Origin of the sequence: Kitasatospora sp. NPDC051705 (assembly GCF_044453265.1) — a bacterium.
GTDB lineage: Bacteria > Actinomycetota > Actinomycetes > Streptomycetales > Streptomycetaceae > Kitasatospora.
In genome coordinates this window covers 208362-232739 of sequence record NZ_JBITCO010000012.1, presented here as the reverse complement: position 1 = coordinate 232739, position 24378 = coordinate 208362, and the positions used below count along the sequence as shown (strand labels likewise).

20 protein-coding genes are annotated in these 24378 nt (G+C 74.4%); 11 read left to right on the top strand and 9 right to left on the bottom strand.

The window, feature by feature from the left end:
• Nucleotides 1-246 precede the first annotated feature (246 nt).
• On the top strand, nt 247-558 hold the full coding sequence (locus tag ACIA8Q_RS18210; RefSeq protein WP_360218128.1) for a hypothetical protein: 312 nt from the start codon (nt 247-249) through the stop codon (nt 556-558).
• 71 nt (nt 559-629) lie between these two features.
• On the opposite strand, the gene ACIA8Q_RS18205 is transcribed toward ACIA8Q_RS18210, so the two are convergent.
• From ACIA8Q_RS18205 to ACIA8Q_RS18185, 5 genes are all read right to left on the bottom strand, one after another.
• Nucleotides 630-1940 carry a DUF58 domain-containing protein gene (locus ACIA8Q_RS18205; protein WP_387901584.1) on the bottom strand — a complete coding sequence of 437 codons (1311 nt, stop codon included), beginning with the start codon at nt 1938-1940 and terminating at the stop codon, nt 630-632.
• A gap of 28 nt (nt 1941-1968) precedes the next feature.
• Nucleotides 1969-2898, bottom strand: a complete 930-nt coding sequence (locus ACIA8Q_RS18200; protein WP_360218140.1) for a MoxR family ATPase — start codon at nt 2896-2898, stop codon at nt 1969-1971.
• A 92-nt stretch (nt 2899-2990) separates the two neighbouring features.
• On the bottom strand, nt 2991-4223 hold the full coding sequence (locus ACIA8Q_RS18195; RefSeq protein WP_360218122.1) for a DUF4350 domain-containing protein: 1233 nt from the start codon (nt 4221-4223) through the stop codon (nt 2991-2993).
• Complete coding sequence (locus ACIA8Q_RS18190) at nt 4220-4891, bottom strand: DUF4129 domain-containing protein (protein ID WP_396317444.1); 672 nt, start codon at nt 4889-4891, stop codon at nt 4220-4222. The genes ACIA8Q_RS18195 and ACIA8Q_RS18190 overlap by 4 nt, the downstream gene beginning before the upstream one ends.
• Nucleotides 4892-4896: 5 nt before the next feature.
• The gene (locus tag ACIA8Q_RS18185) at nt 4897-6069 is read right to left on the bottom strand and encodes a hypothetical protein (protein ID WP_360218116.1); all 1173 of its coding nucleotides are present in this window, start codon (nt 6067-6069) and stop codon (nt 4897-4899) included.
• Nucleotides 6070-6355: 286 nt separating this feature from the next.
• On the opposite strand from ACIA8Q_RS18185, the gene mtrA reads away from it, so the two are divergent.
• The 3 genes from mtrA to ACIA8Q_RS18170 all read left to right on the top strand — a co-directional run bounded on the left by mtrA (nt 6356) and on the right by ACIA8Q_RS18170 (nt 10977).
• Nucleotides 6356-7033, top strand: coding sequence for an MtrAB system response regulator MtrA (gene mtrA, locus ACIA8Q_RS18180; RefSeq protein ID WP_030061806.1), 678 nt, complete (start codon nt 6356-6358; stop codon nt 7031-7033).
• 70 nt (nt 7034-7103) lie between these two features.
• A complete protein-coding gene (gene mtrB / locus ACIA8Q_RS18175; protein ID WP_396317443.1) occupies nt 7104-9131 on the top strand; it encodes an MtrAB system histidine kinase MtrB in 2028 nt (675 codons plus the stop codon).
• Nucleotides 9106-10977 (top strand): LpqB family beta-propeller domain-containing protein, encoded by a 1872-nt coding sequence (locus tag ACIA8Q_RS18170; RefSeq protein WP_360218113.1) that lies wholly within the window; start codon nt 9106-9108, stop codon nt 10975-10977. Before mtrB ends, ACIA8Q_RS18170 begins: the two co-directional genes overlap by 26 nt.
• Before the next feature lie 87 nt (nt 10978-11064).
• Here ACIA8Q_RS18170 and ACIA8Q_RS18165 read toward each other — a convergent pair whose 3' ends face one another.
• Nucleotides 11065-11832 carry a ComF family protein gene (locus tag ACIA8Q_RS18165; RefSeq protein ID WP_396317442.1) on the bottom strand — a complete coding sequence of 256 codons (768 nt, stop codon included), beginning with the start codon at nt 11830-11832 and terminating at the stop codon, nt 11065-11067.
• A gap of 370 nt (nt 11833-12202) precedes the next feature.
• On the opposite strand from ACIA8Q_RS18165, the gene hpf reads away from it, so the two are divergent.
• Both hpf and ACIA8Q_RS18155 read left to right on the top strand, forming a co-directional pair.
• On the top strand, nt 12203-12895 hold the full coding sequence (gene hpf / locus ACIA8Q_RS18160; RefSeq protein ID WP_360218110.1) for a ribosome hibernation-promoting factor, HPF/YfiA family: 693 nt from the start codon (nt 12203-12205) through the stop codon (nt 12893-12895).
• Between the two features lie 204 nt (nt 12896-13099).
• Entirely contained in the window at nt 13100-13858 is a 759-nt protein-coding gene (locus tag ACIA8Q_RS18155; RefSeq protein ID WP_360218107.1) for a response regulator transcription factor, read from the top strand.
• A gap of 19 nt (nt 13859-13877) precedes the next feature.
• Here the strand turns inward: ACIA8Q_RS18155 and ACIA8Q_RS18150 are convergent, their stop codons facing one another.
• Together ACIA8Q_RS18150 and ACIA8Q_RS18145 are read right to left on the bottom strand one after the other, a co-directional pair.
• A complete protein-coding gene (locus tag ACIA8Q_RS18150; protein ID WP_396317441.1) occupies nt 13878-15083 on the bottom strand; it encodes a winged helix-turn-helix domain-containing protein in 1206 nt (401 codons plus the stop codon).
• Between the two features lie 118 nt (nt 15084-15201).
• Nucleotides 15202-15819, bottom strand: a complete 618-nt coding sequence (locus tag ACIA8Q_RS18145; RefSeq protein ID WP_360218101.1) for a GNAT family N-acetyltransferase — start codon at nt 15817-15819, stop codon at nt 15202-15204.
• A 242-nt stretch (nt 15820-16061) separates the two neighbouring features.
• On the opposite strand from ACIA8Q_RS18145, the gene secA reads away from it, so the two are divergent.
• Nucleotides 16062-18824 (top strand): preprotein translocase subunit SecA, encoded by a 2763-nt coding sequence (gene secA, locus ACIA8Q_RS18140; protein ID WP_360218098.1) that lies wholly within the window; start codon nt 16062-16064, stop codon nt 18822-18824.
• A gap of 152 nt (nt 18825-18976) precedes the next feature.
• Here secA and ACIA8Q_RS18135 read toward each other — a convergent pair whose 3' ends face one another.
• Nucleotides 18977-19522 (bottom strand): Rv3235 family protein, encoded by a 546-nt coding sequence (locus tag ACIA8Q_RS18135; protein WP_360218095.1) that lies wholly within the window; start codon nt 19520-19522, stop codon nt 18977-18979.
• A gap of 339 nt (nt 19523-19861) precedes the next feature.
• Here ACIA8Q_RS18135 and ACIA8Q_RS18130 point away from each other — a divergent pair, with 339 nt between their 5' ends.
• The 4 genes from ACIA8Q_RS18130 to pruA all read left to right on the top strand — a co-directional run bounded on the left by ACIA8Q_RS18130 (nt 19862) and on the right by pruA (nt 24152).
• Nucleotides 19862-20989, top strand: coding sequence for a patatin-like phospholipase family protein (locus ACIA8Q_RS18130; protein WP_360218092.1), 1128 nt, complete (start codon nt 19862-19864; stop codon nt 20987-20989).
• A gap of 149 nt (nt 20990-21138) precedes the next feature.
• Nucleotides 21139-21648, top strand: a complete 510-nt coding sequence (locus ACIA8Q_RS18125) for a DUF6912 family protein (protein WP_360218089.1) — start codon at nt 21139-21141, stop codon at nt 21646-21648.
• A gap of 51 nt (nt 21649-21699) precedes the next feature.
• Complete coding sequence (locus tag ACIA8Q_RS18120) at nt 21700-22359, top strand: HAD family hydrolase (RefSeq protein WP_360218086.1); 660 nt, start codon at nt 21700-21702, stop codon at nt 22357-22359.
• Between the two features lie 167 nt (nt 22360-22526).
• Nucleotides 22527-24152 carry an L-glutamate gamma-semialdehyde dehydrogenase gene (gene pruA / locus ACIA8Q_RS18115; protein WP_360218131.1) on the top strand — a complete coding sequence of 542 codons (1626 nt, stop codon included), beginning with the start codon at nt 22527-22529 and terminating at the stop codon, nt 24150-24152.
• The last annotated feature ends 226 nt before the right edge of the window (nt 24153-24378 follow it).

The following is a 24378-nucleotide window of genomic DNA, read 5'->3' as shown; positions in this document are numbered from 1 at the left end:
CGATGGTACTGCAGGGGGGACCCTGTGGGAGAGTAGGACGCCGCCGAACAATCATTCACGAAGAACCCCCGCCGGGATATCCGGCGGGGGTTCTTTGCGTTGGGGGCGGAGCGGCGGAGTCCGTCGGAGCGCCGTACGACCGCGCCGGTCCTCCGGGGCAATTCCGGTGACACTGCGGGCGCCGTACCGGGAGACTGCTGACCGACGGAGCTGTACGAGCAGCCGGCGGGCGAAGAGGGGCGAAGAGTGGCACTGGTGAAGAAGGGCTCCCGGCGCATCGTCGTCGACGGCGTCGAGTACCGCTGGCGGGTGAGCCGGAGGCACTGGTGCTGCGACTACGAGGGCAGCACCCTGGGCTACGTGGTGGAGGACGTGGCGCGTCCCGGTACGACGCTCGTGGTGGAGACCAGTCGGCCTTCCGCCTCGGTACCGGACACGGCGCGGGGGGAGGTCGTCCTGCCGGGTGAGGTCGCCGCGGGCATCCGGGCGGCGCGGTCGAACGGCTGGACGCCCGGCTCGAGCGGTTCGCCGTTCAAGCTGCACCTCTCCGCCGTCTGACCCCGGGTGTCCGCCCCCGGGGCACTGCCGGAGGCGGGCGCGGTCTCGCGGGCAGGCGGGCAGACGGGCGGTCAGAGCCGCCCGGCCGCCTTGAGGGCGAGGTAGGTGTCGGCGAGGGCCGGGGCGAGCTGGGCGGGAGGGGCGTCGAGGACGGTCACCCCGAGGCGGGTGAGGCGCTCGGCGGTGGCGCGGCGGTCGGCGCGGGTCTGTTCCGCGGCGGCGGCTCCGTAGACGGCCTCCAGGGTGCCGCGGCCCGCGGCGAGGACGTCCAGCCGGGGGTCGGCGACGGAGGCCAGGACGACCTCGTGGCGCTTGGTGAGCAGCGGCAGCAGCGGGCGCAGGCCGTCCTCGACGGGGGCCGCGTCGAGGCCGGTGAGGAGGACGACGAGCGAGCGGTGGGGGGCCATCCGCAGGGCGGTGGAGACCAGCGCGCGCATGTCGGTGTCGTGGAGGTCCGGTTCCAGGGCGGCCATCGTGTTGGTGAACGCCTGGAGGACCTCGCTGGGCGGGGCGCCGGCCACCGCGGCGCGCTTGCGGGCGTCGTGGGCGAGCAGGTCGACCCGGTCGCCGGCGCGGGTGGCGAGGGCGGTGAGGAGCAGGGCGGCGTCGAGCGCGGCGTCCAGGCGGGGGGCGTCGCCGACGCGGCCGGCGGAGGTGCGGCCGGTGTCGAGGACGACGAGGATGTGCCGGTCGCGTTCGGGGCGCCAGGTGCGGACGGCGACGGTGTTGCGCCGGGCACTGGCCCGCCAGTCGATGGAGCGGACGTCGTCGCCGGGCAGGTACTCGCGCAGGGAGTCGAACTCGGTGCCCTGGCCGCGGGTCAGGACGGAGGTGCGGCCGTCGAGTTCGCGCAGCCTGGCGAGCCGGGAGGGCAGGTGCTTGCGGCTGGCGAACGGGGGCAGGGCGCGGACCTTCCAGGGCAGGTCGTGCGAGCCCTGGCGCCCCGCCAGGCCGAGCGGGCCGAGGGAACGGACCGTCACCCGGTGCGCGTGGTGGTCGCCGCGGCGGGTCGGGGCGAGGACGGTGACGGTCCGGCGCCGTTCGCCGCCGGGGACGAGCAGGGTGTGCCGGGACGCCGCCACGGCGGTGCCGGGCTGCCAGGCGGAGGGGCCCCAGGCGTCGCGGATCCGGGCCCTGAGGGGGCGTCCGGACGGGTTGGTGACGGTCAGTTCGACGCGGGCGGACTCGCCGAGCCGGACGGTGGTGTCGCCGCCCCGGCCGAGCCGGAGGCTGCGGACGGGGGCGGCGAGCACCAGGTCGACGAGGGCGGCGAGCAGGACCGTGCCGCTGGCCAGGCCGATCCCGGCCCAGGAGGGCAGCACCAGGCCCACGAGGACCGCGCCGAGGGCGGCGAGCAGGGCGGTTCGCCCGGTGAGGGCCATGCGGTGCGCTCCTTCCGGAACGGGCGGTTCAGCGGGGGGCGGGCGTCTGGGCGAGGACGGCCTGGATGACGGAGTCGGCGGTGACGCCCTCCATCTCGGCCTCGGCGCGCAGTGCGACGCGGTGGCGCAGGGTGGGCAGGGCGAGCGCCTTGACGTCGTCCGGGGTGACGTAGTCGCGTCCAGCGAGCCAGGCCCAGGCGCGCGAGGCGCGGAGCAGGGCGGTGGCGCCGCGCGGCGAGACGCCCATGGACAGCGAGGGCGACTGCCGGGTGGCCCGGCAGAGGTCGACGATGTAGGCGAGGACCTCGGGGGAGACGGTCAGTTCGGCGATCTGCCGGCGGGCGGCGGCCAGGTGCTCGGGCCCGGCGACGGGGCGGACACCGGCCGCGGCGAGGTCGCGGGGGTCGAATCCGGCGGCGTGCCGGGAGAGCACCTGGAACTCCTGGTCGCGGTCGGGCAGCGGCAGGACCAGCTTGAGCAGGAAACGGTCGAGCTGGGCCTCGGGCAGGGGGTAGGTGCCCTCGTACTCGACCGGGTTCTGGGTGGCGGCGACCAGGAACGGGACGGGCAGCGCGCGGGGCTCGCCGTCGACGGTGACCTGGTGCTCCTCCATGGCCTCCAGCAGGGCGGCCTGGGTCTTGGGCGGGGTGCGGTTGATCTCGTCGGCGAGCAGCAGGTTGGTGAAGACCGGGCCGGGCTGGAAGGAGAACTCGGCGGTGCGGGCGTCGTAGACGAGGGAGCCGGTGACGTCGCCGGGCATCAGGTCGGGGGTGAACTGGATGCGCTTGGTGTCCAGGCTGAGCGCGGTGGACAGGGCGCGCACCAGCAGGGTCTTGGCGACGCCGGGGACGCCCTCCAGCAGCACGTGGCCTCCGCACAGCAGGGCGACGACCAGACCGGTGACGGCGGCGTCCTGGCCGACCACGGCCTTGCCGATCTCGGCGCGCAGGGCGGTCAGCGCCTGGCGGGGGTCGGTGGCGGTGCCGGGGGTGCCCGGGGTGGCAGCCGCCGCGCCGGGGGTGCTGGTGGGGGTGGCGGTGGCCTGTTCGGTCACGGGTTCCGTACCTGCCTTTCGAGGGCGTCGAGGTCGTCGGCGAGCCGCAGCAGTGCGGCGTCGTCGGTCGGGGGCGGGCCGTAGAGGAGGGCCCGGACGTCCCCGGCGGGTCGTTCGGGGAGGCGGTCGGCCACCGCGGCGCAGAGCGCCTCGGGGTCGGGTGCGCCGGCCCGGGGCGGGACGCCGAGGGCCGGGGCGATGCGGTGGGCGGCGGCCCGGCGCAGGGCCTCGGCGGCGCGGCCGTGGGCCCTGGCCCGGCGGTAGAGCCGGGCGCGGCCCTCGGTGGTCTCGGCAGCGCGGACCACCACGGGCAGGTTCTCGCTGATCACCGGGCCGAGGCGGCGGCCGCGCCAGAGGGCGGCCAGGACGGCGGCCACGGCGAGCTGGTAGCCGGCCCAGCGCCAGCCGTCCGGGATGTAGTCGCCGAAGGTCCGGTTCCGGGTGCCCTCGGCGAGCGGCGCGGTGTAGTCGGGCAGGTGCCAGGTCAGGTGGGGCCGGGAGCCGAGCAGCCCGAGGGCGAGGGCGGCGTTGCCGTCCTCGGCGAGCTCGCCGTTCTGCAGGAAGTCGCCGGTGCCGAGCACGATGACCTCGCCGCCCGGGGCGGGGGCGCTGACCAGCGGGTAGCCGTGGCCGCGCGGGTAGCAGCCCTGACCGCGGCTGCCGCTGGTGTAGAGCATGCCGCCGATCCCGGCGCTGCCGGCCCGGACGGCCTCGGTGAGCGGGCACCGGGCGGGGGTGCTGCGGACGGTGGCGTAGGGCGGGCCGCCGTCCTCCTCGGAGGGGCGGATGCCGGGGGCCAGGGCGCTGAGGGCGGCCGGTCCGGGGGCGACGAGCACCAGTCGCTCGTGCCGGGCGCCGGCGACGGCCCGCAGTTCGGCCGGGGTGAGCAGGTCGGGCTCGGGCAGGACGAGGGTGTCGGGCCCGGTGGGGCGCAGGGTCGGGTCGGTGCTGATCGTGGTCCGCAGGCCCTGCTGCTCGAGCAGGGCGAGGACGGCGCGGGTGCCGTCGCTGTCGTAGGAGCGCGGGTCGAGCGGCGGGTAGCGGCGGTCCTGGCCGAGCGCGGCCACCGCGGTGGCGCCGATCAGCAGGACGGCGAGCGCGGCCAGGTACCAGCGGGCCCGGCGCCACAGGCCCCGCCCGGTGGGGGCGAGGCTGCTCGGGGCCGTCCCGCCGGGGGCGGGGCGGGCGGTCCCGGCCTCGGCGGGAGGCGCGGGGGCGGTGCTGGTCATGCCGCTCCTTCCGGGGCCGTGTCGAGGTCCGGCCGGGCGCGTTCCAGGGCCCGGTCGAGGTCGCTCAGCAGCTGGTAGGCGGCCTGGTCGGCGGTGCGCTCGCCGTAGGCGATGTCGTCGAAGGTGCGGGCGGCGCCGGCCAGCGCGGCGGCGTGCCGGGGCAGTGCCCGGCCGGCCTCGGCGGCGGCCTCGTCGGCGGTGCGGCCGGGGCGGGCGTCGAGCAGGGTGCGCTCCTCCAGGCCCCGGACGAGGGCGCGCATCCGGGCGCGGACGGCCTCGGCCCACTGCCCGGCGGCGGCGTGCCGTTCGGCGTCGGCCCGGTACTGGGCGGCGCGGCGCGGGCCCTCGTCGCCGTAGACGTCCAGGACGGTGCGGGCCGCGCGGCGGGGCGCGCCCAGGCGCCACCAGAGTGCGGCGCCGATCAGGACGGCGACGACCAGGAAGAGCACCAGGCCGGTGGTGCCGCTGGTGCCGGTGCCGGAGATGCCGTCCAGCGCTCCGGTGATGTGGTCGTTGAGCCAGCTCATGACCCGTTCCAGGACGCTCGGGTCGTGCTTGTGGTACTCCGCGTCGAGCAGTTCGTCGCGGGCGGCGTCGCGTGCCGGGTCCCGCGGCACGGTGACCGGGGCGCCGCCCGCGGCGAGGAGCCCGTCCCCCCAGGTAGGCATCCGCGTCAGCGCCTCGCCGGGCCGGGGCCGGCCCGGTCGCCCCGGCCGGCGCCGTCGGGCTCGGCGAGGCCGGCGGCGCGGGCCAGTTCGATGTCGAGGGCCTCGCGGCGGATCCGCTGGTCGACGTAGATCAGCACGTTCAGGGCGGCCAGGAAGGGGATGGTGAGGGTGGCCGCGATGATGCCGGCGACGGCGGTGGTGACCAGCATGGCGGCCGGCTGGTGGGCGATGCTGTTGAGGTCGACCTGGCGGTCGACGTCGTCGAAGCCGAGGACGAGCCCGAGGAAGCGGAACGGGACGGCGATGACCATCGCCACGATGAAGGACAGCACCTCGCCGAGCAGCGTGACGCCGAAGATCCGCCACCAGGAGCCGCGGACCAGGCGCCGGGAGCGGGACAGCGCGGTGACCACGCCCTGCTTCTCCAGCATCAGGGCGGGGGCGGCCAGGCTGAACCGGATCCACAGCCAGGCGGCGACCGGGAGGGTCAGGAAGCCGACGAGGAACAGCAGTGCCTCGGTGGCTGGCTCGCCGGAGCCGCCGGATCGGTAGAAGTACCAGGGGCTGAACCCGAGCAGCACCACGCCGCCGGACATCAGGCCGGTGAGCACGGTCAGTCCGAGCAGCTGCAGCACCCGGGGACGGGCGTCGCGCCATGCGTCCCCGGCGGTCGCGGACCGGCCGAGGACGGCGCGGCTGACGACCACGGTGAGCAGGGAGACGGCGACCACGCTGCCCAGCACCCGCAGCGGCAGGGTGGCCAGCAGGATCACCACCTGGGTGGCCGGTCCGGTCCTGCCCGTGACCAGCTGGCCGGCGGCGACGACCCCGGCCTGCTGGATCACGGCGATGCCGAGCGCGAGCGGGAGCGCCGTCCGCCAGTGCCTGCGGATGGTGGCGACGGAGCCGTCGAGGAGTTCGCCGACGCCGAGCGGGCGCAGCGGGATGACGCCGGGCTTGGGGCTCTGCGGGGCTCCCCAGCCGTACGGGTGGGGGCCGCCGCCTCCGGCGGGCCCGCCGCCGGTCAGGGCGGGCGGGGCGTTCCACCGGGGTGCGGGGTGGCCCTGCGGGGGTGCCGACGGCCCGGGCACGGCGGCGGGCGCGTCGGCCGGCGGCCGGGCGTCGCCGCGGGGCGGCTCGGACGAGCCGGGCGAGGCCCAGCCCGGAGTGTCGGTCATCACTGCTCCTCGGAGGGCGTCACGGGCGCGGTTCCGGGCGGATCTTTCGCCCGCGCGCAGCGCCCATCGTGCCATGGGGCCAGGACGGGCCCCAGGGGCAGCCGCTCGATGATCGGCAAGCCGGGCCCCGTGGTGGGCGGGTGGTGGGCCGCGGAGGGTGCGGAGGTACTCCGGTGCGGGCCATTCGTCCGGTATGGCCGGAAATGGACGCCCGGCGAGTTGGCCGTTGTGGAGCATTGGCACTGCTGTGCGGCAGGTCACAATCCGGTAATGAGAGGATGGACGCATGAAGGGACGCGTCCTCGTCGTTGATGACGACTCCGCACTGGCCGAGATGCTCGGCATCGTGCTGCGTGGTGAGGGTTTTGAGCCGTTTTTCGTCGCGGATGGGGACAAGGCGCTAGCCGCGTTCCGGGAGACCAAGCCCGACCTGGTCCTGCTGGACCTCATGCTGCCCGGCCGGGACGGCATCGACGTCTGCCGGCAGATCCGGGCGGAGTCCGGGATCCCGATCGTCATGCTGACCGCGAAGACCGACACGGTCGACGTCGTGGTGGGCCTGGAGTCGGGTGCCGACGACTACGTCACCAAGCCGTTCAAGCCCAAGGAGCTGGTGGCCCGGGTGCGCGCCCGGTTGCGCCGCGCCGAGGAGCCCACCCCCGAGCAGCTGACCATCGGCGACCTCGTGATCGACGTGGCCGGCCACTCGGTCAAGCGGGACGGCCGGGGCATCCCGCTGACCCCGCTGGAGTTCGACCTGCTGGTCGCGCTCGCCCGCAAGCCCTGGCAGGTGTTCACCCGCGAGGTGCTGCTGGAGCAGGTCTGGGGCTACCGCCACGCGGCGGACACCCGCCTGGTCAACGTCCACGTGCAGCGCCTGCGGTCGAAGATCGAGAAGGACCCGGAGCGCCCCGAGATCGTGGTGACCGTCCGCGGCGTCGGCTACAAGGCCGGACCCAGCTGACGTGACGCACCAGGCTGACGAAGCCCCGTCGGGTACCGCGACCGACGGGGCCGACTCCGTTCGCGGGTCCGTGCTGAGCTCGACCACCCGCAAGCGCCGCCGCGCGGCCGCGTACGCGTTGCTGACCCGGCAGCTGCGCCGCCCCACGCGCCGGGTGACCGCCCTCTACCGGCGGTCGATCCAGCTGCGCGTGGTCGCGGTCTCCCTGCTGGCCTCCATCGCGGTCGTCCTGGTGCTCGGCGTGGTCGTGGTGGCGCAGGTGCGCACCGGGCTGCTCGACACCAAGATGGCGGCCGCCCGCGAGCAGGCCAGGATCGGCTTCCAGGCCGAGCAGAAGAAGATCGACGAGGCGAAGGACCAGCGGGTGCGGGTCGGTGCCACCGCCGACCCCACCACCGAGGAGACCGGCACCTGGCTGCTGCGCCAGGTCAACGACCTGGCCGCGAGCGGGCAGACCGTCTACTCGGTGATCGCGATGGCCCCCGGCACCGACGCGATCGTCCCGGAGACCGGCTTCGCGCCCCGCTACTCGGGCGACATCCTGCCCAGCAGCGTCCCGGACACCCTGCGCGACAAGGTGTACACCGAGGCCGGCCAGATGTACGACCAGCCGACCCGGATCCAGCGGGCCGACGACCGGACCGAGCCCGGGCTGGCCCTCGGCATGCAGTTCAGCGGCCCGGCCGGCAACAGCTACCAGATGTTCTACGTGTTCTCCTTCGGCCAGGAGACGGACACCCTGAACCTGATCACCGGCACCCTGGCGACCGCCGGCGTGTTCGTGGTGATCCTCATGGGCGGCATCGCCTGGGTCGTGGTGCGCCAGGTGGTCACCCCGGTGCGGATGGCCGCCGGCATCTCCGAGCGGCTCGCCGACGGGCACCTCGAGGAGCGGATGAAGGTCACCGGCACGGACGACATCGCCCGCCTCGGGGAGTCGTTCAACCGGATGGCCAACGCCCTGCAGGCGCAGATCCGCCAGCTGGAGGAGCTGTCCAGGGTGCAGCGGCGCTTCGTCTCCGACGTCTCGCACGAGCTGCGAACCCCGCTGACCACCGTCCGGATGGCCGCCGACCTCATCTACGACAGCCGCGAGGACCTGGACCCGATGGCGGCCCGCTCGGCGGAGCTGCTGCAGGGCCAGCTGGACCGCTTCGAGTCGCTGCTGGCCGACCTGCTGGAGATCAGCCGGTTCGACGCCGGCGCCGCGATCCTGGACGCCGAACCGGTCGACCTGCGCGAGATCGTCGGCCGGGTGGTCGAGGCCGCCGAACCGCTCGCCGAGGCGAAGGGCAGCGCCGTGGTGATCCGCGGCGACGGCGAGCCCGTGCTCGCGGAGGTCGACTCCCGCCGGATCGAGCGCATCCTGCGCAACCTGGTGGTCAACGCGCTGGAGCACGGCGAGGGCCGCGACGTGGTGGTCCGGCTGGGCTCGGCCGACGGCGCGGTCGCGGTCGGCGTGCGCGACTACGGCATCGGCCTCAAGCCCGGCGAGGCGTCCCGGGTGTTCCACCGCTTCTGGCGGGCCGACCCGTCCCGGGTGCGGACCACCGGCGGCACCGGCCTCGGCCTGTCCATCGCGGTCGAGGACGCGCACCTGCACGGCGGCTGGCTGCAGGCCTGGGGCGAGCCCGGCGGCGGCTCGCACTTCCGGCTCACCCTGCCCCGCACCCGCGGCGGCGAGATCAGCCGGGCGCCGTTCCGGCTGGAGCCGGAGGACTCCCGCAACAACCGCGGACTGGGCGCCTACGGCACGCCGTACCGGCGGGCGATCAGCCCGTCCGGTGCGACCGCGCTGACCGTCGCCGAGGAGCAGGCGGAGACGCCGGAGGGGCCGGTCAACGGCTTCGGCAGCGGGCTCGGCGGGGTGCTGAACATCGGCCCCGGCCTGGGCCAGAGCCGGCTGCCCGTGGGCCCGCGCGCGGACCCCTCGGACGTGCGGACGGCGGGGGCCGGGTACGGTGCCACCGGCGCCCAGGTGATGGTGGACCCGACGCCGGGACGGCCGTCGGTGGCACAGCGGACGGCGGAGCCGGACGTGACGGGCGGGACGGACCTGGAGGGGTCGCAGCGTGCGAAGGACGAGCAGCGGGACTGAGCCGCGCTTCACGGCGGTGGCCGGCATGGTGCTCGGCGCCCTGCTGGCGAGCGGCTGCGCGGCGATGCCGGACTCCGGCGGCATCTCCAAGGTGGAGCTGTCCCAGGGGGCGGCGGACCGTAACCTGCAGGCCAGGGTCTACCCGGTGGCGCCCGCCAAGGGCGCCAAACCGCGCGCCCTGCTGACCGGCTTCCTGGACGCGGTGACGGCCGACGAGGGCTACGAGACCGCGCGCAAGTACCTCACCGAGGAGGCCGCGGCGACCTGGAACCCGGACGCCGGGATCCAGGTGCTCGCCGCCGCCACCCCGAACCTGCCGTCCGGGCAGGACGTCACCGACACGGACACCATGGTCTCCGCCTCGGTGACGGGCCAGGTGATCGCCAGGATCGACGAGAAGCAGTCCTACGTCCTGGTGGACGGTCAGCGCGACATCTCGTCCGACTTCACCTTCGTCCGGCAGAAGGACGGCGAGTGGCGGATCGACAAGCTGCCGGCCGGCGTGATCATGAACGAGACCAACTTCCGGAACAGCTACCGCCAGGTCGACCGGTTCTTCTACACCTCCCCGGACCCGTCCGCGGTGTCCACCGGCAAGGCCGACCAGGAGGTGCTGATCGCCGACCCGATCTACCTGCGGCGCCGAATAGACCCGCTGACCATGGCCGCGAAGGCCCTGGTCGCCGGGCCCTCGAACTGGCTCGCGCCGGTCGCCCGGACCGCCTTCCCGAGCGGCGCCCGCGTCGACCGGGTGACCGTCGACGACAGCCGGGTCGCCCACGTCCAGCTCGGCGGGGCCGACACCACCGACGGGGTGTCCTGCCGCCGGATGGCGACCCAGCTCTTCTACACCCTGGCCGACCAGGGCAAGGGGCAGGTCGAGCGGCTGGAGCTGAAGGGGCAGCGCGGCAGCTGCGCCGTCTCCCGCAGCGACGTGCAGGCCACCGGGCCCGGCGCCCTGGCCGGGCCGCCGCCCGCGCAGCAGTACTACCAGCGCGCCGACAACGGCGTCCTGATGGTCACCGAGGAACAGCGCAACGGGGACCCGGTGCGCGGCGTCCTCGGCAAGCCGCAGCCGGCCGGCAAGCCCGCGCTCGGCACCGTCGCGGTCAACCGGGACGGCTCCTGGGCCGCCGCGATCAGCGGCGACGGCCACCAGCTCTACTCGGTGCCGCTCTCCGACAACGCGGTGGCGCTGCCCGAACCGGTGCTCGCCACGCCGGTGCGGACCGCCGACAAGGAGGACGGGCTGGCCTCGCCCAGCTGGGACGGCCGCGGCGACCTCTGGGTGGTGGACCGCAACCCGCAGGCCCCGCGGGTGGTGATGGTCCGCGGCAACAAGGCCTACCCCGTGCCGGTCGAGAAGCTGGACGGGCAGACCGTGCAGGCGATGAAGATCTCCTCGGACGGCGCCCGGGTGGCACTGGTGGTCAAGACCGCCGGTGTGCCCAGCCGTTCGCTGATGTTCGGCCTGGTGGTGCACGGCGGGACCCCGGAGGCGCCCACCGCGAAGATCGTCGGGCTGCGCCGCGCCGCGCCCTCGCTCACCGACGTCGTCTCGGTCTCCTGGGCGGAGGCGGACCAGCTGCTCGTGCTCGGCAAGGAGGCCGACCGGATCCAGCAGCTGCACTACATCAGCACCGACGGCTCGCAGAGCACCGACGGCCCGCTCCCGGGCGCCGACAGCATGCTCACCGTCTCGGCCTCCGAGTCCCGCTGGAGCGCGCTGGCGCAGGCGCCGCCGGTGCTCGCGGTGGCGGTGGGGAAGATCTACCGTCTGATCGGCAATCAGTGGCGGGAGGTCCCGCTCACCGACAAGGCGGGGTCCTTCTTCTATCCGGGCTGACCCGGGCTCACCCGGGTCGATCCCCTCGGCCGCCTCGATCCGCTCCGCCCGGCCCCCGTGGCCGGGCGGCGGCGGTTCCGGGGCCGCTCAGCCGGGCCGGCGCGGGCCGGCCGTTCCCGTTGCTCCCATTGCTCCCGTCGCTCCCGTCGCTCCCGCCGCGGCGACCGCGGCGCCCGCCCGGGCCGGCAGCCCGGCGTCGGCCAGCGCCCGGGCCGCCTCGGCCAGGCTGGCACCGGTGGTCACCAGGTCGTCCACCAGGACGGGTTGACGGCCAGCCAGGGCCCGGCCGGCGCGCGGCAGCACCGTCAGCGCACCGTGCAGGTTGCGGCGGCGCTCGGCCGCGCCCAGCCCCGCCTGGTCGGCGACCGGGCGGGCGTGCCGCAGCAGCGGCTCGGCCCGGACGTCCAGGCCGGCCCGGCGCAGCGAGCGGGCGGCGGCCCCGGCCAGCCGCAGCGTCGGGTCGTGGCCGCGGGCGCGGACGGCGGCCCGGGTCGAGGGCATCGGGACCAGCAGCAGCGGCGCGGCGTCGGCCCGCGGACCCAGCGAGGAGCGGACGGCCCGGCCGAGCGCCTCGCCGAGCGGCCCGGCCAGCCGCAGCGCGCCGCGCTCCTTGTGCGCGAGCAGCAGCTGTCGGACCGGGTCGGCGTACGGGGCGGCGGCGTGCACCCAGGGCAGCGGGGTGGGGCCGGGGCGGGCGGTGGCCAGCGCGAGCCGGCAGACCGGGCAGAGCTGGCTCCGTTCGGCGCCGCAGCCCGCGCAGCGGGCCGGCAGCAGGACGTCCAGCAGCCCGGCCAGTGCGTGGCCGAACGGCCCTTGGGCGGGGCGCGGACGGGTGGGTGCGGGAGTGGTCGGCACGGCTGCTCCTGGCGGCGGCAGGCACGAAGAGTGAGCAAAGGATGCGCCGTACGGGGGGTGTTGTCCAGGTATTCACCCATGCTTCACTCGCAGGAGGGTAGAGAGGGTGGAACAGCTTGACCGCCCTGCCCGCAGTACGGGGTGATACCCGTGTCCTCACCTGGGGAGGCGAAAACCCCGTGTGAGGTGTTCGATAAGCCCACAGGGGGTTTCAACCGTCCCTGGTGGGGAGGAAGTGAGGTGAGGGCCAGTCGTTTCCGTCGCTGGCGGCGGGGGCGGGGGGCCGGCAGTGGATGGGCTGGTCCAGCTGGGTCTCAGCCCGATCCGGTAGCACCCGGATCGGCGTCAGCACGAGGGATCGGAGTTCTGCGTGGACATCGTCGTCAAGGGCCGCAAGACCGAGGTGCCCAAGAGGTTCCGCGAGCACGTGGCCGAGAAGCTGGAGAAGGTCCAGAAGTTCGACGGCAAGGTGATCAGCCTCGACGTCGAGGTGTCCAAGGAGCACAACCCGCGGCAGGCCGACCGGTCCGAGCGGGTGGAGATCACTCTCCGTACCCGTGGGCCGGTGATCCGGGCCGAAGCCGCCGCCGGGGACCCGTACGCGGCGCTCGACCTGGCCTCGGCGAAGCTCGACGCACAGCTGCGCAAGTCGGCTGACCGGCGTCGGGTGCACAAGGGCGGCAACGGCCGCACCCCCATCAGCGTCGCCGAGGCGACCGCGCCGCTGGCCGCGCTGCCGCTGACGGCCACGCCGGAGAGCGAGACCAACGGCGCCGTCCGCAAGACCATGATGGGATCCCTGGAGGTCGAGGGCGAAGGCCCGCTGGTGGTCCGGGAGAAGACCCACCCGGCCGCCCCCATGGCGCTGGACCAGGCGCTCTACGAGATGGAGCTGGTCGGCCACGACTTCTACCTCTTCGTGGAGAAGGACAGCGGCCTGCCGAGCGTCGTCTACCGCCGCCACGGCTACCACTACGGTGTCATCCACCTGCAGACCGACTCGTCGGCCGGCTCGGGTAGTGGAGCGGGCGGGGCGATCGGGGCGAACGGCGACGAGGACTGACCGTCCGAGCAGTGATGGAGAGGTGACCCCGGTGGCTCCGGCCGCCGGGGTCACCGGCGTTCCGGGCCAGGTCGGCTCGAACCGCGCTCGAGGAGCGGCCCGGGGGGTCACCCGATGCGGAGCGATCGGCGCCGGAGGGTGACCGCGGCGGCTGCGGGGCGTGGAATGATTGGCGCACGACGACCCGCGAAGGGGGAGGAGCGGATGGGGGATCACTTCGGGCTGGGGCCCGCCAGGGGGCCTGCCGCCGGACTGTCACCGGGGCCGGAGGAGGAACCCGCGTACGCGCCGCACCGGGGTGAGCCGATCCGCGTGCTGGTGGTGGACGACCACGCGCTGTTCCGGCGGGGGCTGGAGATCGTGCTCGCGGAGGAGCCGGACATCAAGGTCGTCGGCGAGGCGGGGGACGGCGCCGAGGCCGTGCTGAAGGCCGCCGACCTGCTGCCCGACATCATCCTGATGGACGTGCGGATGCCGCGGCGCAGCGGGATCGAGGCCTGCACCGCGATCAAGGACGTGGCGCCCAGCACCAAGATCATCATGCTGACGATAAGCGACGAGGAGGCCGACCTCTACGAGGCGATCAAGGCCGGAGCCACCGGCTACCTGCTGAAGGAGATCTCCACCGACGAGGTCGCCACCGCGATCCGGGCGGTCGCCGACGGGCAGTCCCAGATCAGCCCCTCGATGGCCTCCAAGCTGCTCACCGAGTTCAAGTCGATGATCCAGCGCCGCTCCGACGACCGGGACCTGGTGCCCGCACCCCGGCTCACCGACCGGGAGTTGGAGGTGCTGAAGCTGGTGGCGACCGGGATGAACAACCGGGAGATCGCCAAGGAGCTGTTCATCAGCGAGAACACCGTGAAGAACCACGTGCGCAACATCCTGGAGAAGCTCCAACTGCACTCCAGGATGGAGGCCGTGGTGTACGCGATGCGCGAGAAGATCCTCGAAATAGGGTGACCGGGGCGGCGCCCGGGCCTCAGGCCGCCAGGAGCTTCTCCAGGGCCGGGCGCAGCCGCTCGTCGTGCAGGGCCTCGACCCGGACGGCGTCGCAGCCCACCCAGGCCGCCGCCTCGCGCAGGGCGGTGGCCAGGGCGTCCAGGTGCCGGGCGGAGTCCAGCGAGAGCTGACGGGCCACCAGGGTCCGGCCCTCGCGGGCCGGGTCCACCCGGCCGACCAGCCAGCCCCCGGCCAGCAGCGGCATGGCGAAGTAGCCGTGCACCCGCTTGTGCTTGGGGGTGTAGGCCTCCAGCCGGTGCGTCATGCCGAAGATCCGCTCGGTGCGCGCGCGGTCCCACACCAGCGAGTCGAACGGTGAGAGCAGCGTGGTGCGGTGGCGGCCGCGCGGGGCGCCGGCCAGTGCGGCCGGATCGGCCCAGGCCGCCGCCGGCGCACCCCCGGGGCCCCAGCCGGCCACCTCGACCGGGACCAGCCCGCAGTCGCCGAGCACGCCGTCCAACTCCTCGGCGCGCAGCCGGTGGTAGTCCAGCAGATCGGCCCGGGTGGCCACGCCGAGCGCGGCACCGGCCTGGGCGACCAGGGTCCGCACACACTCCGCGTCGTCGGGCTCCTGGCCGAACAGCGCTTCGGGGACGGCCTGTTCGGCCAGCGCGTAGACGCGCTTCCAGCTCCGGCGCTCGGTGCAGACCACGTCGCCGAAGGCCAGGGCGCGCTCGACCGCGATCTTGGTGTCGGACCAGTCCCACCACTCGGCCGTCCGCTTGGCGCCGCCCAGCTCGGTGGAGGTCAACGGCCCCTCGGCGCGCAGCTTGTCGAGCACGTGCCGGTACGTCTCGGGGGTGACCTGGTGGCCCCAGAGGTGGCCGCGCTCGCGGTAGCGGCGGCGCCGGAAGGCGAACAGCGGCCACTCCTCGACCGGCAGGACGCAGGCGGCGTGCGACCAGTACTCGAAACTCGTGCCGGCACCCCAGTAGGCCGCCTCGACGGCCGGGCGGCCGACCGCGCCGAGCCGGGCGTACGGCACCAGCTCGTGCGAGCGGGCCAGCACCGAGATGGTGTCCAGCTGGACGGCGCCCAGGTGCCGGAGCACGCCGCGCACCCCGCTCCGGCGGTCCGGTGCGCCGAGCAGGCCCTGGGCCCGCAGGGCGATCCGGCGGGCGTCGTCGGCGCTGAGGACGGTGACGGGCGGGCCGGCGGGGGCGCCGGCGGCAGGCAGGGCGGTCATGTCCGCGAGGGTAGTCGCGGGCACCGACAACCGGGCGCCGACCGGGGGCGGGGTGCGGGGTCCGGGTGCGGCCCGGGGCCCGGGTGGGCGGCGGGCGCCGGGTGCGGCGGTACCGGGCTCAGACCCGGCGGTCGGCCGGCCCCGCGGCGTCGAGGAGGCCCGGGACGTCCGGGAGGTCGGAGGCGAGCAGCGAGGCGACCCAGGCGTCGCGGAAGGTGCCGCGCTGCTCGGCGTACGAGCGCAGGGTGCCCTCGAAGCGGTAGCCGACCCGCTCGGCGACCGCGCGGGACGCCTCGTTGCCGACGTAGGCCTGCCACTCGAGGCGGCGCAGGCCGAGCTCGAGCAGCCCGTGCCGGGCGACGGCGCGGGCGGCCTCGACGGTGTAGCCGCGCCCGCGGAACTCCTTCACCGCCCACCAGCCGACCTCGGCGGAGCCCCGGTCGCCGGGGCGCAGGACCAGCCCCTGGGTGCCGACCAGGGCGCCGGACGCGCGCTCGAACACGCACCAGATCAGGTTCCCGCCGGTGCGCCGGCCCTCGGCGGCGAGGTCGTGGACGAAGTACTCCGCGTCCTCCCGGCGGTACGGGCTGGGCACCACCGTCCAGCGCTGGATCTCCTCGTCCTGGCAGGCGGCGTGGACCGCGTCCACGTCCGAGGCCTGCGGGGGCCGCAGCAGGAGGCGGTCGGTGGTGAGGGAGGCGGGGTCGCCGCCGGGGCCTTCGACGTCTTCTTCCATGCCGGGATTATTCCGACGGAAGGGGAATTCGGTCATCCGAATATGCGGCCAACTCCCGGGTGGGCTGACCGGTTTGCCCCGGTGGGCGGTGCTATCGGTCCAACTGCTCGGGCGGGTGACACGGGAATAGCGTGCTGACGCACCTCCCGGGGCATTGGACTCCTCGCATACGATGGCCCGTGCGGTGGGGTGGACCCGCCGTGCAGTCGTCCAGTGCCAATACAGGCAAGGAGCCCGCTCAAGTGTCCGTCTTCGACAAGATCCTGCGCGCCGGCGAAGGCAAGATCCTTCGCAAGCTGCAGCGGATTGCTGCCCAGGTCAACTCCATCGAAGAGGACTTCGTCAACCTCACCGACGCCGAGCTCCGCGCGCTGACCGACGAGTACAAGCAGCGGCTCGCCGACGGCGAGACCCTGGACGACATCCTCCCCGAGGCCTTCGCCACCGTCCGCGAGGCGGCCAAGCGCGTCCTGGGCCAGCGGCACTACGACGTCCAGCTGATGGGCGGCGCCGCCCTGCACCACGGCTACGTCGCCGAGATGCGCACCGGCGAGGGCAAGACCCTCGTCGGCACCCTGCCCGCGTACCTGAACGCGCTCACGGGCAAGGGCGTCCACCTGATCACCGTCAACGACTACCTCGCCGAGCGCGACTCGGAGTGGATGGGCCGGGTGCACCGCTTCCTGGGCCTCGAAGTCGGCGTGATCCTGGCGAACATGACGCCCGCCGAGCGCAAGCAGCAGTACGCGATGGACATCACGTACGGCACCAACAACGAGTTCGGCTTCGACTACCTGCGCGACAACATGGCCTGGTCGAAGGACGAACTCGTCCAGCGCGGCCACAACTTCGCCGTCGTCGACGAGGTCGACTCGATCCTCATCGACGAGGCCCGCACCCCGCTGATCATCTCCGGCCCGGCGGACCAGGCGACCAAGTGGTACGCCGACTTCGCCAAGCTGGTGCTGCGCCTGAAGGTCGACCGCGACTACGAGGTCGACGAGAAGAAGCGCACCGTCGGCATCCTGGAGGAGGGCGTCAGCCGGGTCGAGGACTACCTGGGCATCGACAACCTCTACGAGTCGGTGAACACCCCGCTGGTCGGCTTCCTGAACAACGCCATCAAGGCGAAGGAGCTGTACAAGGCGGACAAGGACTACGTCGTGATGAACGGCGAAGTCATGATCGTCGACGAGCACACCGGCCGCATCCTGGCCGGCCGCCGCTACAACGAGGGCATGCACCAGGCGATCGAGGCCAAGGAGGGGGTGGAGGTCCAGAACGAGAACCAGACGCTGGCCACCATCACCCTGCAGAACTTCTTCCGCCTGTACGACAAGCTCGCGGGCATGACCGGTACCGGCACCACCGAGGCCGCCGAGTTCCACCAGATCTACAAGCTCGGCGTCGTCCCGATCCCGACCAACAAGAACCCGCTGCGCATCGACCAGCCCGACCTGATCTACAAGTCGGAGCCGGCCAAGTTCGCCGCCGTGGTCGAGGACATCGCCGAGAAGCACGAGAAGGGCCAGCCGGTGCTGGTCGGCACCGTGTCGGTCGAGAAGTCCGAGTACCTGTCGCAGGAGCTGCGCAAGCGCGGCATCCCGCACGAGGTGCTGAACGCCAAGCACCACGAGCGCGAGGCGCAGATCGTCGCGCAGGCCGGCCGCAAGGGCGCCGTCACCGTCGCCACCAACATGGCCGGCCGCGGTACCGACATCATGCTCGGCGGCAACGCCGACCACCTCGCCGCCGCCGAGCTGGCGCAGCGCGGGCTGACCCCGACGGACACCCCGGAGGAGTACGAGGCCGCCTTCCCGGCCGCGCTGGAGAAGGCCAAGGCCTCGGTCAAGGCCGAGCAGGACGAGGTCAAGGAGGCCGGTGGCCTCTACGTCCTCGGCACCGAGCGGCACGAGTCCCGCCGGATCGACAACCAGCTGCGCGGCCGCTCCGGCCGTCAGGGCGACCCGGGCGAGTCCCGCTTCTACCTGTCGCTGGGCGACGACCTGATGCGCCTGTTCAAGGCCGGCATGGTCGAGCGCGTGCTGTCGATGGCCAACGTCCCCGAGGACGTGCCGATCGAGTCGAAGATGGTCACCCGGGCGATCGCCTCCGCGCAGACCCAGGTCGAGCAGCAGAACTTCGAGATCCGCAAGAACGTCCTCAAGTACGACGAGGTGCTGAACCGCCAGCGCGAGGTCATCTACGGCGAGCGCCGCCGCGTGCTGGAGGGCGAGGACCTGCAGGAGCAGGTCGGCCACTTCATGGACGACACCGTCGCGGCCTACGTCAAGGCGGCCACCGGCGAGGGCTTCGAGGACGACTGGGACCTGGAGAAGCTCTGGTCCGCGCTCAAGCAGCTCTACCCCGTCACCCTGGACCTGGAGGAGCTGGAGGAGGAGGCCGGCGGCACCGCCGGGCTGACCCCGGAGTTCCTGACCAAGGCCATCCAGGAGGACATCCAGGCGCAGTACGGCGCCCGCGAGGACCAGCTCGGCGAGGAGATCATGCGCGAGCTGGAGCGCCGGGTCGTGCTGTCGGTGCTGGACCGCCGCTGGCGCGAGCACCTCTACGAGATGGACTACCTCCAGGAGGGCATCGGCCTGCGGGCCATGGCGCAGCGCGACCCGCTGATCGAGTACCAGCGCGAGGGCTTCGACATGTTCACCGCGATGATGGAGGGCATCAAGGAGGAGTCCGTCGGCTACCTGTTCAACCTGGAGGTCCAGGTCGAGCAGCAGGTCGAGGAGGTCCCGGTCGAGGACGCCGCGGTGATGCTCGACAAGCTGGAGAAGGACGCCGCCCGCCCGGAGATCAAGGCCAAGGGCCTGGAGGCCCCGAAGCCGCAGCGGCTGCACTACACGGCCCCCTCGGACGAGGTCGGCGGCGGGGTCATCGAGGGCGACTTCGAGGACCTGGCGCCGGAGGACGAGGGCGACGGGCTGACCCGCGCCGAGCGCCGCAAGGCTGCCAAGTCGGCCAAGGGCCGCCGCCGCAAGGCCTGATCGACCCGCAGGACGCCGCACAGGGCGCCGCTCCCGGACGGGGGCGGCGCCCTGCGCCGTCCGCCGCCGGGCCGCGCCGGTGTCCGGGCCGGTGCCGGTGTCCGCGCCGGGGCCCGTGTCCTCGCGCGCGGCCGGGGCCACGGCGGCCCGGCTCACCGGGCCTCCACGGCGGTGCACTGCCACTGCCCGGCCTGCCCGCGCTGCTCCAGCCGGAAGGCCACCATGTGGTGCCGCCGGCCGAGGTCGACCCGGACGCAGGCCTCCACGGCGTCCGGCGCGGGGGACCGGTCGTGCACCGGGCCGAGCCTGGGCCGGTCGGCGGCGCCGCCGCGGCGCAGCGCGCCGATCCGGACCAGGGACGCGAGCTGCCCGTAGCCGTCCAGGCTGGTGTGCCGCATCAGCTGGCCGGCGGGCCGGGCGCCGGTGAGCACCTCGACGAGCTGGTGGGCGAACCGGGAGGCGAGCGCGCGGGGGTCGTGGCCGCCGGGGCCGGGGCAGTCCGTGCGGGGGTGGCGGGGCCGGCGCCCGGCGGGGTGGTGGTCGTGGGCGGCCGGGTGGCTCCCGCGGGGGGCCGCGTGCCGGGCCCGGGTGGCGGGGGGCTGGGAGTCGGGGTGCTGCGTGGCCGGGTGCTGGGCGAGCGGGTGGGCGGCGGCGCCGTGCGGTCGGCGGTGCGGGCGGGGGCTCAGCGGTGCGGTCACGGTCGGCTCCTCGGTCGGGTGGTGCGGGTACGGAGGGTTCTAGTGGCCCCGTGCGTAGGGCGGCAAGGGCTTTCGCCGCCATCCGGGGACCAGTCGGAAAGTTCACCTATCCGGGTGAACCGGCAGTGCGGTGACGGGCCCGTGACCAGGCCCCGGGGCGCCCGGTTGACGTGCGGGAACGGCGCCTGCGGTCCGAAAGGGGACGCTCCGCCGCACCGGACCGGGTGATGCCGCGCCGCTGCCCCCGTTGCGCCGCCCGGCCGCCCGCGCGCACCATCGGAGCCTGACCGGGAACCGCGGGGAGCGGGCGAGCCGACCCCACGACGACGGGCGGACGCGATGACGACACGGGTGGCGGTGCCGTCCCCGGCGGCCGCGGGCACCTCCCCGCCCGCCGGGGACGCCCCCCGGCGCGGCCTGGTGCTGGGCGGCGGCGGGATGCTCGGCGCGGCCTGGACGATCGGTGCGCTGTGCGCCGTCGAGGAGGCCACCGGCCGGCGCCCGGGCGACGCCGACCTGCTGCTCGGCACCTCCGCGGGCGCGATCCTCGGCGCGCTGCTGGCCGGCGGGGTCGGCCCCGAGCAGCTGCGCGACCACCAGCGCGGCCTGCCGGTCACCGAGGGCCCGCTGGCCGGGGTGGCCTTCGACTACGAGACCTCCGTCGGCGGTGCGCTGCCGCCGCGACCGCGGCCCGGCATCGGCTCGCCCGGCCTGCTTCGGGACGCCGTCCGGCACCCGCGCGAGTACCCGTTGCTGACCATGGTGTCCGCGATGGCGCCGCACGGCCGCGGTTCGCTGACCCCGGTCGGCGAGCTGGTGCGCGGTCTGCTCGGCCCCGGTGGCTGGCCGCCGCCCGGCGAGGACGGCGGCGCCCGGGTCCCGGCGCTGAGGGTGGCCGCGGTGGACTACCGCAGCGGCCACCGGGTGGTCTTCGGCGACCCGGACGCCCCGGCGGTCGCGGTCGCCGACGCGGTGATGGCCTCCTGCGCGATCCCCGGCTGGTTCGCGCCGGTGCGGCTGAACGGCTCGGCGTACGTGGACGGCGGCTGCTGGTCCGCCACCAACGCCGACCTGCTGCTCGGCCGGGGCCTGGACGAGGTCTACGTGCTCGCCCCGATGGCCCTGCGGCTGGGCCCGCCCGACGGCGGTCCGGCCGGCGCCGACCCCGTGCACCCGGTCGACGGGGCCGGGCGCGGCACCCTCGCCGCACTGCGCGAGTGGCGCGCCCGGGACCGTCCGCGCGGCGTCCTGGCCCAGCTGGTCAGCCGCTACCGCCGCGCCGTCACCCGGCAGCTGCTGCGCGAGGCCGCGCTGCTGCGGGCCGAGGGCGTGCGGGTGCGACTGCTCGCGCCGACCCTGGCCGACCTCGCCGTGATGGGCCCGAACATGATGGACCCGGCCCGCCGCGACCCCGTCCTGGAGAGCGCCCTGAGGACCAGCCGGGAGGCCCTGCGGGCCACCCGCTGAGCCGGGCCGGGGTGATCACGGGGGGCCGTGCGGCGCTTATTCTTGGGGCGCTGCACGTAGTGCCGCTGGACGAACCCCCGCCGGACGGACCCGGCAGGACGAACCCAGGCAGGACGAACCCCCGCAGGACGAACCGGAGAGTGCCACCGATGCGCGTGTACGTGCCCACCACCCTGACCGGCCTGGCGGCGGCGCACCCCGGTGGTGCCCTGGAGCCGTCCGCGGCCTACGCCGTGACGCCCGCGCTGCGCGAGTGGTACGTCAGCGACGACCTGGAGGAGCTGGAGTACGCGGCGCTGAACCGGGCCGCCCAGTCCTCCCTGCGCCTGCTGGCCGCCGACCCGGACGCCCCGCGCCGCCGGGTCGTGGTGGCGCTGGACGTCGCGGACTCGGCGGTCCGGCCCTTCCCGGGCGACGAGTACCAGGACCAGGCCTCGCTCGGCCGGGTGGTGCTGGCCGGCCCGCTGCCGCTGGCGAAGGCGGCGGCGGTGCACGCGGACGTCGCCGACGACGAGGTGGTCGAGGACGTCGCGGCGGCGGTGGCTGCGGTGTCCGCGGCCGACGCGGGCGACCAGGACGCCCAGTTCACCGTGGACGGCGCGGAGGACCACGACCTGCTCTGGTTCGCGACCCAGGAGATCCCGTCCCTGCTGGCCTGAGGTGAGCCGGGCCCTACCGGTTCGCCGGTGATCGGAGTTACCGTTCCCGGCGTGCGCACACACATCGTTTGGGACTGGAACGGCACGCTCTTCCACGACATGGAGGCGGTGCTCGGCGCGAGCAACGCCGCGTTCGCGACCATCGGCGTGGGGCCGATGACCCTGCAGGAGTACCGCGAGCAGTACGAGATCCCGATCCCCCGCTTCTACCAGCGGCTGCTCGGCCGGCTGCCCTCGGCGGAGGAGTGGCTGCTGCTCGACGACGCCTTCCACGCCCGCTACCACGAGCTGCGCCAGGAGTGCGGGCTGACCGAGGGCGCCCGCGAGCTGCTGGACGGCTGGGGGGAGGCCGGGCACAGCCAGTCGCTGCTGTCCATGTACGAGCACGAGAAGCTGCTGCCGCTGGTCGACACCTTCGGCCTCACCACCCGCTTCCTGCGGGTGGACGGCCGCAGCGGCCCGTCCGGCGGCCAGAAGGCCGAGCAGCTGGCCCGGCACCTGGCCGCGCTGGGTGAGCAGGTGGACCCGGCCCGGACGGTGCTGATCGGCGACGCCGCGGACGACGCCCTGGCGGCGCTGAGCGCGGGCGCGCACGCGGTGCTCTACACCGGCGGCTCGCACACCCGGGAGAAGCTGGAGCCGGTCGGCGTTCCGGTGGTGGACACCCTGGCCGAGGCGGTCGAGCTGGCCGGGCGGCTGGGGCAGGGCTGACGGGCGCGCCCCGGCCCCGCTCGACGGGCGGGGGCCGGCGCCCGTCGCGACGGCGGACGTGGCGGGCGCCACGTCCGCCGTCCGCGTGTCTGAACGGGCGGATCGCGCGGCGGCTGGTCAGGCTGGACTGACACCGGAGCAGTCAGCAGGACGGAGCCGCCATGCCCATCGACGCAGTCACCCAGGTACCGGACCCGGTCAACGAGCCCGTGCTGGGGTACGCGCCGGGCAGCCCGGAGCGGGACCGGCTGGTCCGCCGGCTGGACGAGCTGGCGGCCGAGCCCGTCCCGCTGCCGATGACCATCGGCGGCGAGCAGCGCTTCGGCTCCGGCGAGCGGATCGACGTCGTCCAGCCGCACCACCACGCGGCCCGGCTGGGGGTGCTCGGCAACGCCACCCGGGAGGACGCGCGGGCGGCGGTGGACGCGGCGCTCGCGGCCGGCCGGCAGTGGCGCTCGCTCTCCTTCGACGACCGGGCCGCGGTCTTCCTGCGGGCCGCCGAGCTGCTGGCGGGCCCCTGGCGGGAGACCCTCAACGCGGCCACCATGCTCGGCCAGTCCAAGACCGTGCAGCAGGCCGAGATCGACTCGGCCTGCGAGCTGATCGACTTCTGGCGGTTCAACGTGCACTTCGCGCGGCAGGTCCTGGCCGATCAGCCGGTCTCCTCGCCGGGCGTCTGGAACCGGGTCGACCACCGCCCGCTGGAGGGCTTCGTCTACGCCGTCACCCCGTTCAACTTCACCGCGATCGCAGGCAACCTGCCGACCGCGCCCGCGCTGATGGGCAACACCGTGGTCTGGAAGCCCGCGCCGACCCAGACCCTGGCCGCGCACCACCTGATGCGGCTGCTGGAGGCGGCCGGCCTGCCGCCCGGCGTGATCAACCTGGTCACCGGGGACGGCCTCCAGGTCTCCCCGGTCGCGCTCGCCGACCCGGCGCTCGCCGGGCTGCACTTCACCGGCTCCACGGCGACCTTCCAGTCGCTCTGGCAGACCATCGGCGCCAACATCGGCGGCTACCGGACGTACCCGCGGATCGTCGGCGAGACCGGCGGCAAGGACTTCCTGCTGGCGCACCGCTCGGCCGACCCGGAGATCCTGCGGACCGCGCTGATCCGCGGCGCCTTCGAGTACCAGGGCCAGAAGTGCTCGGCGCTCTCCCGCGCGTACCTGCCGCGCAGCCTCTGGCAGCGGATCAAGGACGAGCTGCTCGCCGAGGTGGACGCGCTCACGGTGGGCGACGTCACCGACCTCTCGAACTTCATGGGCGCCCTGATCGACCGGCGGGCCTTCGAGCGGAACCGGGACGCCATCGAGCGGGCCAAGGCCGACCCGACGGTCGAGCTGGCGGCCGGCGGCCAGTACGACGACGCGATCGGCTGGTTCGTCCGGCCGACCGTGCTGGTCTCCTCCGACCACCGCAACGAGATGTTCCGGACGGAGTACTTCGGTCCGATCCTGGCCGTCCACGTGTACGAGGACTCCCGCTGGGACGACGTGCTGGGCCGGGTGGACGCCGGGGCCCCGTACGGGCTGACCGGCTCGGTGATCGCCCAGGACCGCTACGCGGTGGCCCAGGCGGTGGAGGCCCTGCGGTTCGCCGCCGGGAACTTCTACATCAACGACAAGCCGACCGGCGCGGTGGTCGGCCAGCAGCCCTTCGGAGGGGGCCGGGCCTCCGGGACGAACGACAAGGCGGGCGCCGCCCAGAACCTCCTGCGGTGGACCTCGGCCCGGGCGATCAAGGAGACCTTCGTCCCGCCCGTCCGGTACGGATACCCCCACATGGGCTGAGAGTGAACAAGGGGTTCCGGTTTGGACATGGTGTCCAGGACGGACCGATCATCCTGCAGGTTTGCGCCTCCCTGTCCCTGTGCACCTTCGATTGATCCGGTTAGGCTGGCTGGCGTCGTCGGGTGGCTTCGCAAGACGAATCGTCCTACCCACTGCGAAGGTGTTTCATGCGCGCCATGGGGCCTTTTCAGTCGGATGGTGCGGCAGGATTGCGGGAGACCCGTCG

What these genes read in the sequence shown, in the direction of transcription:
- ACIA8Q_RS18195 (WP_360218122.1), bottom strand. Translation starts at nt 4,223, where the DNA reads ATGACCAGCACCGCCCCCGCGCCTCCCGCCGAGGCCGGGACCGCCCGC.
- ACIA8Q_RS18190 (WP_396317444.1), bottom strand. Translation starts at nt 4,891, where the DNA reads ATGCCTACCTGGGGGGACGGGCTCCTCGCCGCGGGCGGCGCCCCGGTC.
- ACIA8Q_RS18125 (WP_360218089.1), top strand. Translation starts at nt 21,139, where the DNA reads ATGCGCGTGTACGTGCCCACCACCCTGACCGGCCTGGCGGCGGCGCAC.
- mtrA (WP_030061806.1), top strand. Translation starts at nt 6,356, where the DNA reads ATGAAGGGACGCGTCCTCGTCGTTGATGACGACTCCGCACTGGCCGAG.
- ACIA8Q_RS18150 (WP_396317441.1), bottom strand. Translation starts at nt 15,083, where the DNA reads ATGACCGCCCTGCCTGCCGCCGGCGCCCCCGCCGGCCCGCCCGTCACC.
- ACIA8Q_RS18130 (WP_360218092.1), top strand. Translation starts at nt 19,862, where the DNA reads ATGACGACACGGGTGGCGGTGCCGTCCCCGGCGGCCGCGGGCACCTCC.
- ACIA8Q_RS18145 (WP_360218101.1), bottom strand. Translation starts at nt 15,819, where the DNA reads ATGGAAGAAGACGTCGAAGGCCCCGGCGGCGACCCCGCCTCCCTCACC.
- ACIA8Q_RS18185 (WP_360218116.1), bottom strand. Translation starts at nt 6,069, where the DNA reads ATGACCGACACTCCGGGCTGGGCCTCGCCCGGCTCGTCCGAGCCGCCC.
- ACIA8Q_RS18155 (WP_360218107.1), top strand. Translation starts at nt 13,100, where the DNA reads ATGGGGGATCACTTCGGGCTGGGGCCCGCCAGGGGGCCTGCCGCCGGA.
- ACIA8Q_RS18205 (WP_387901584.1), bottom strand. Translation starts at nt 1,940, where the DNA reads ATGGCCCTCACCGGGCGAACCGCCCTGCTCGCCGCCCTCGGCGCGGTC.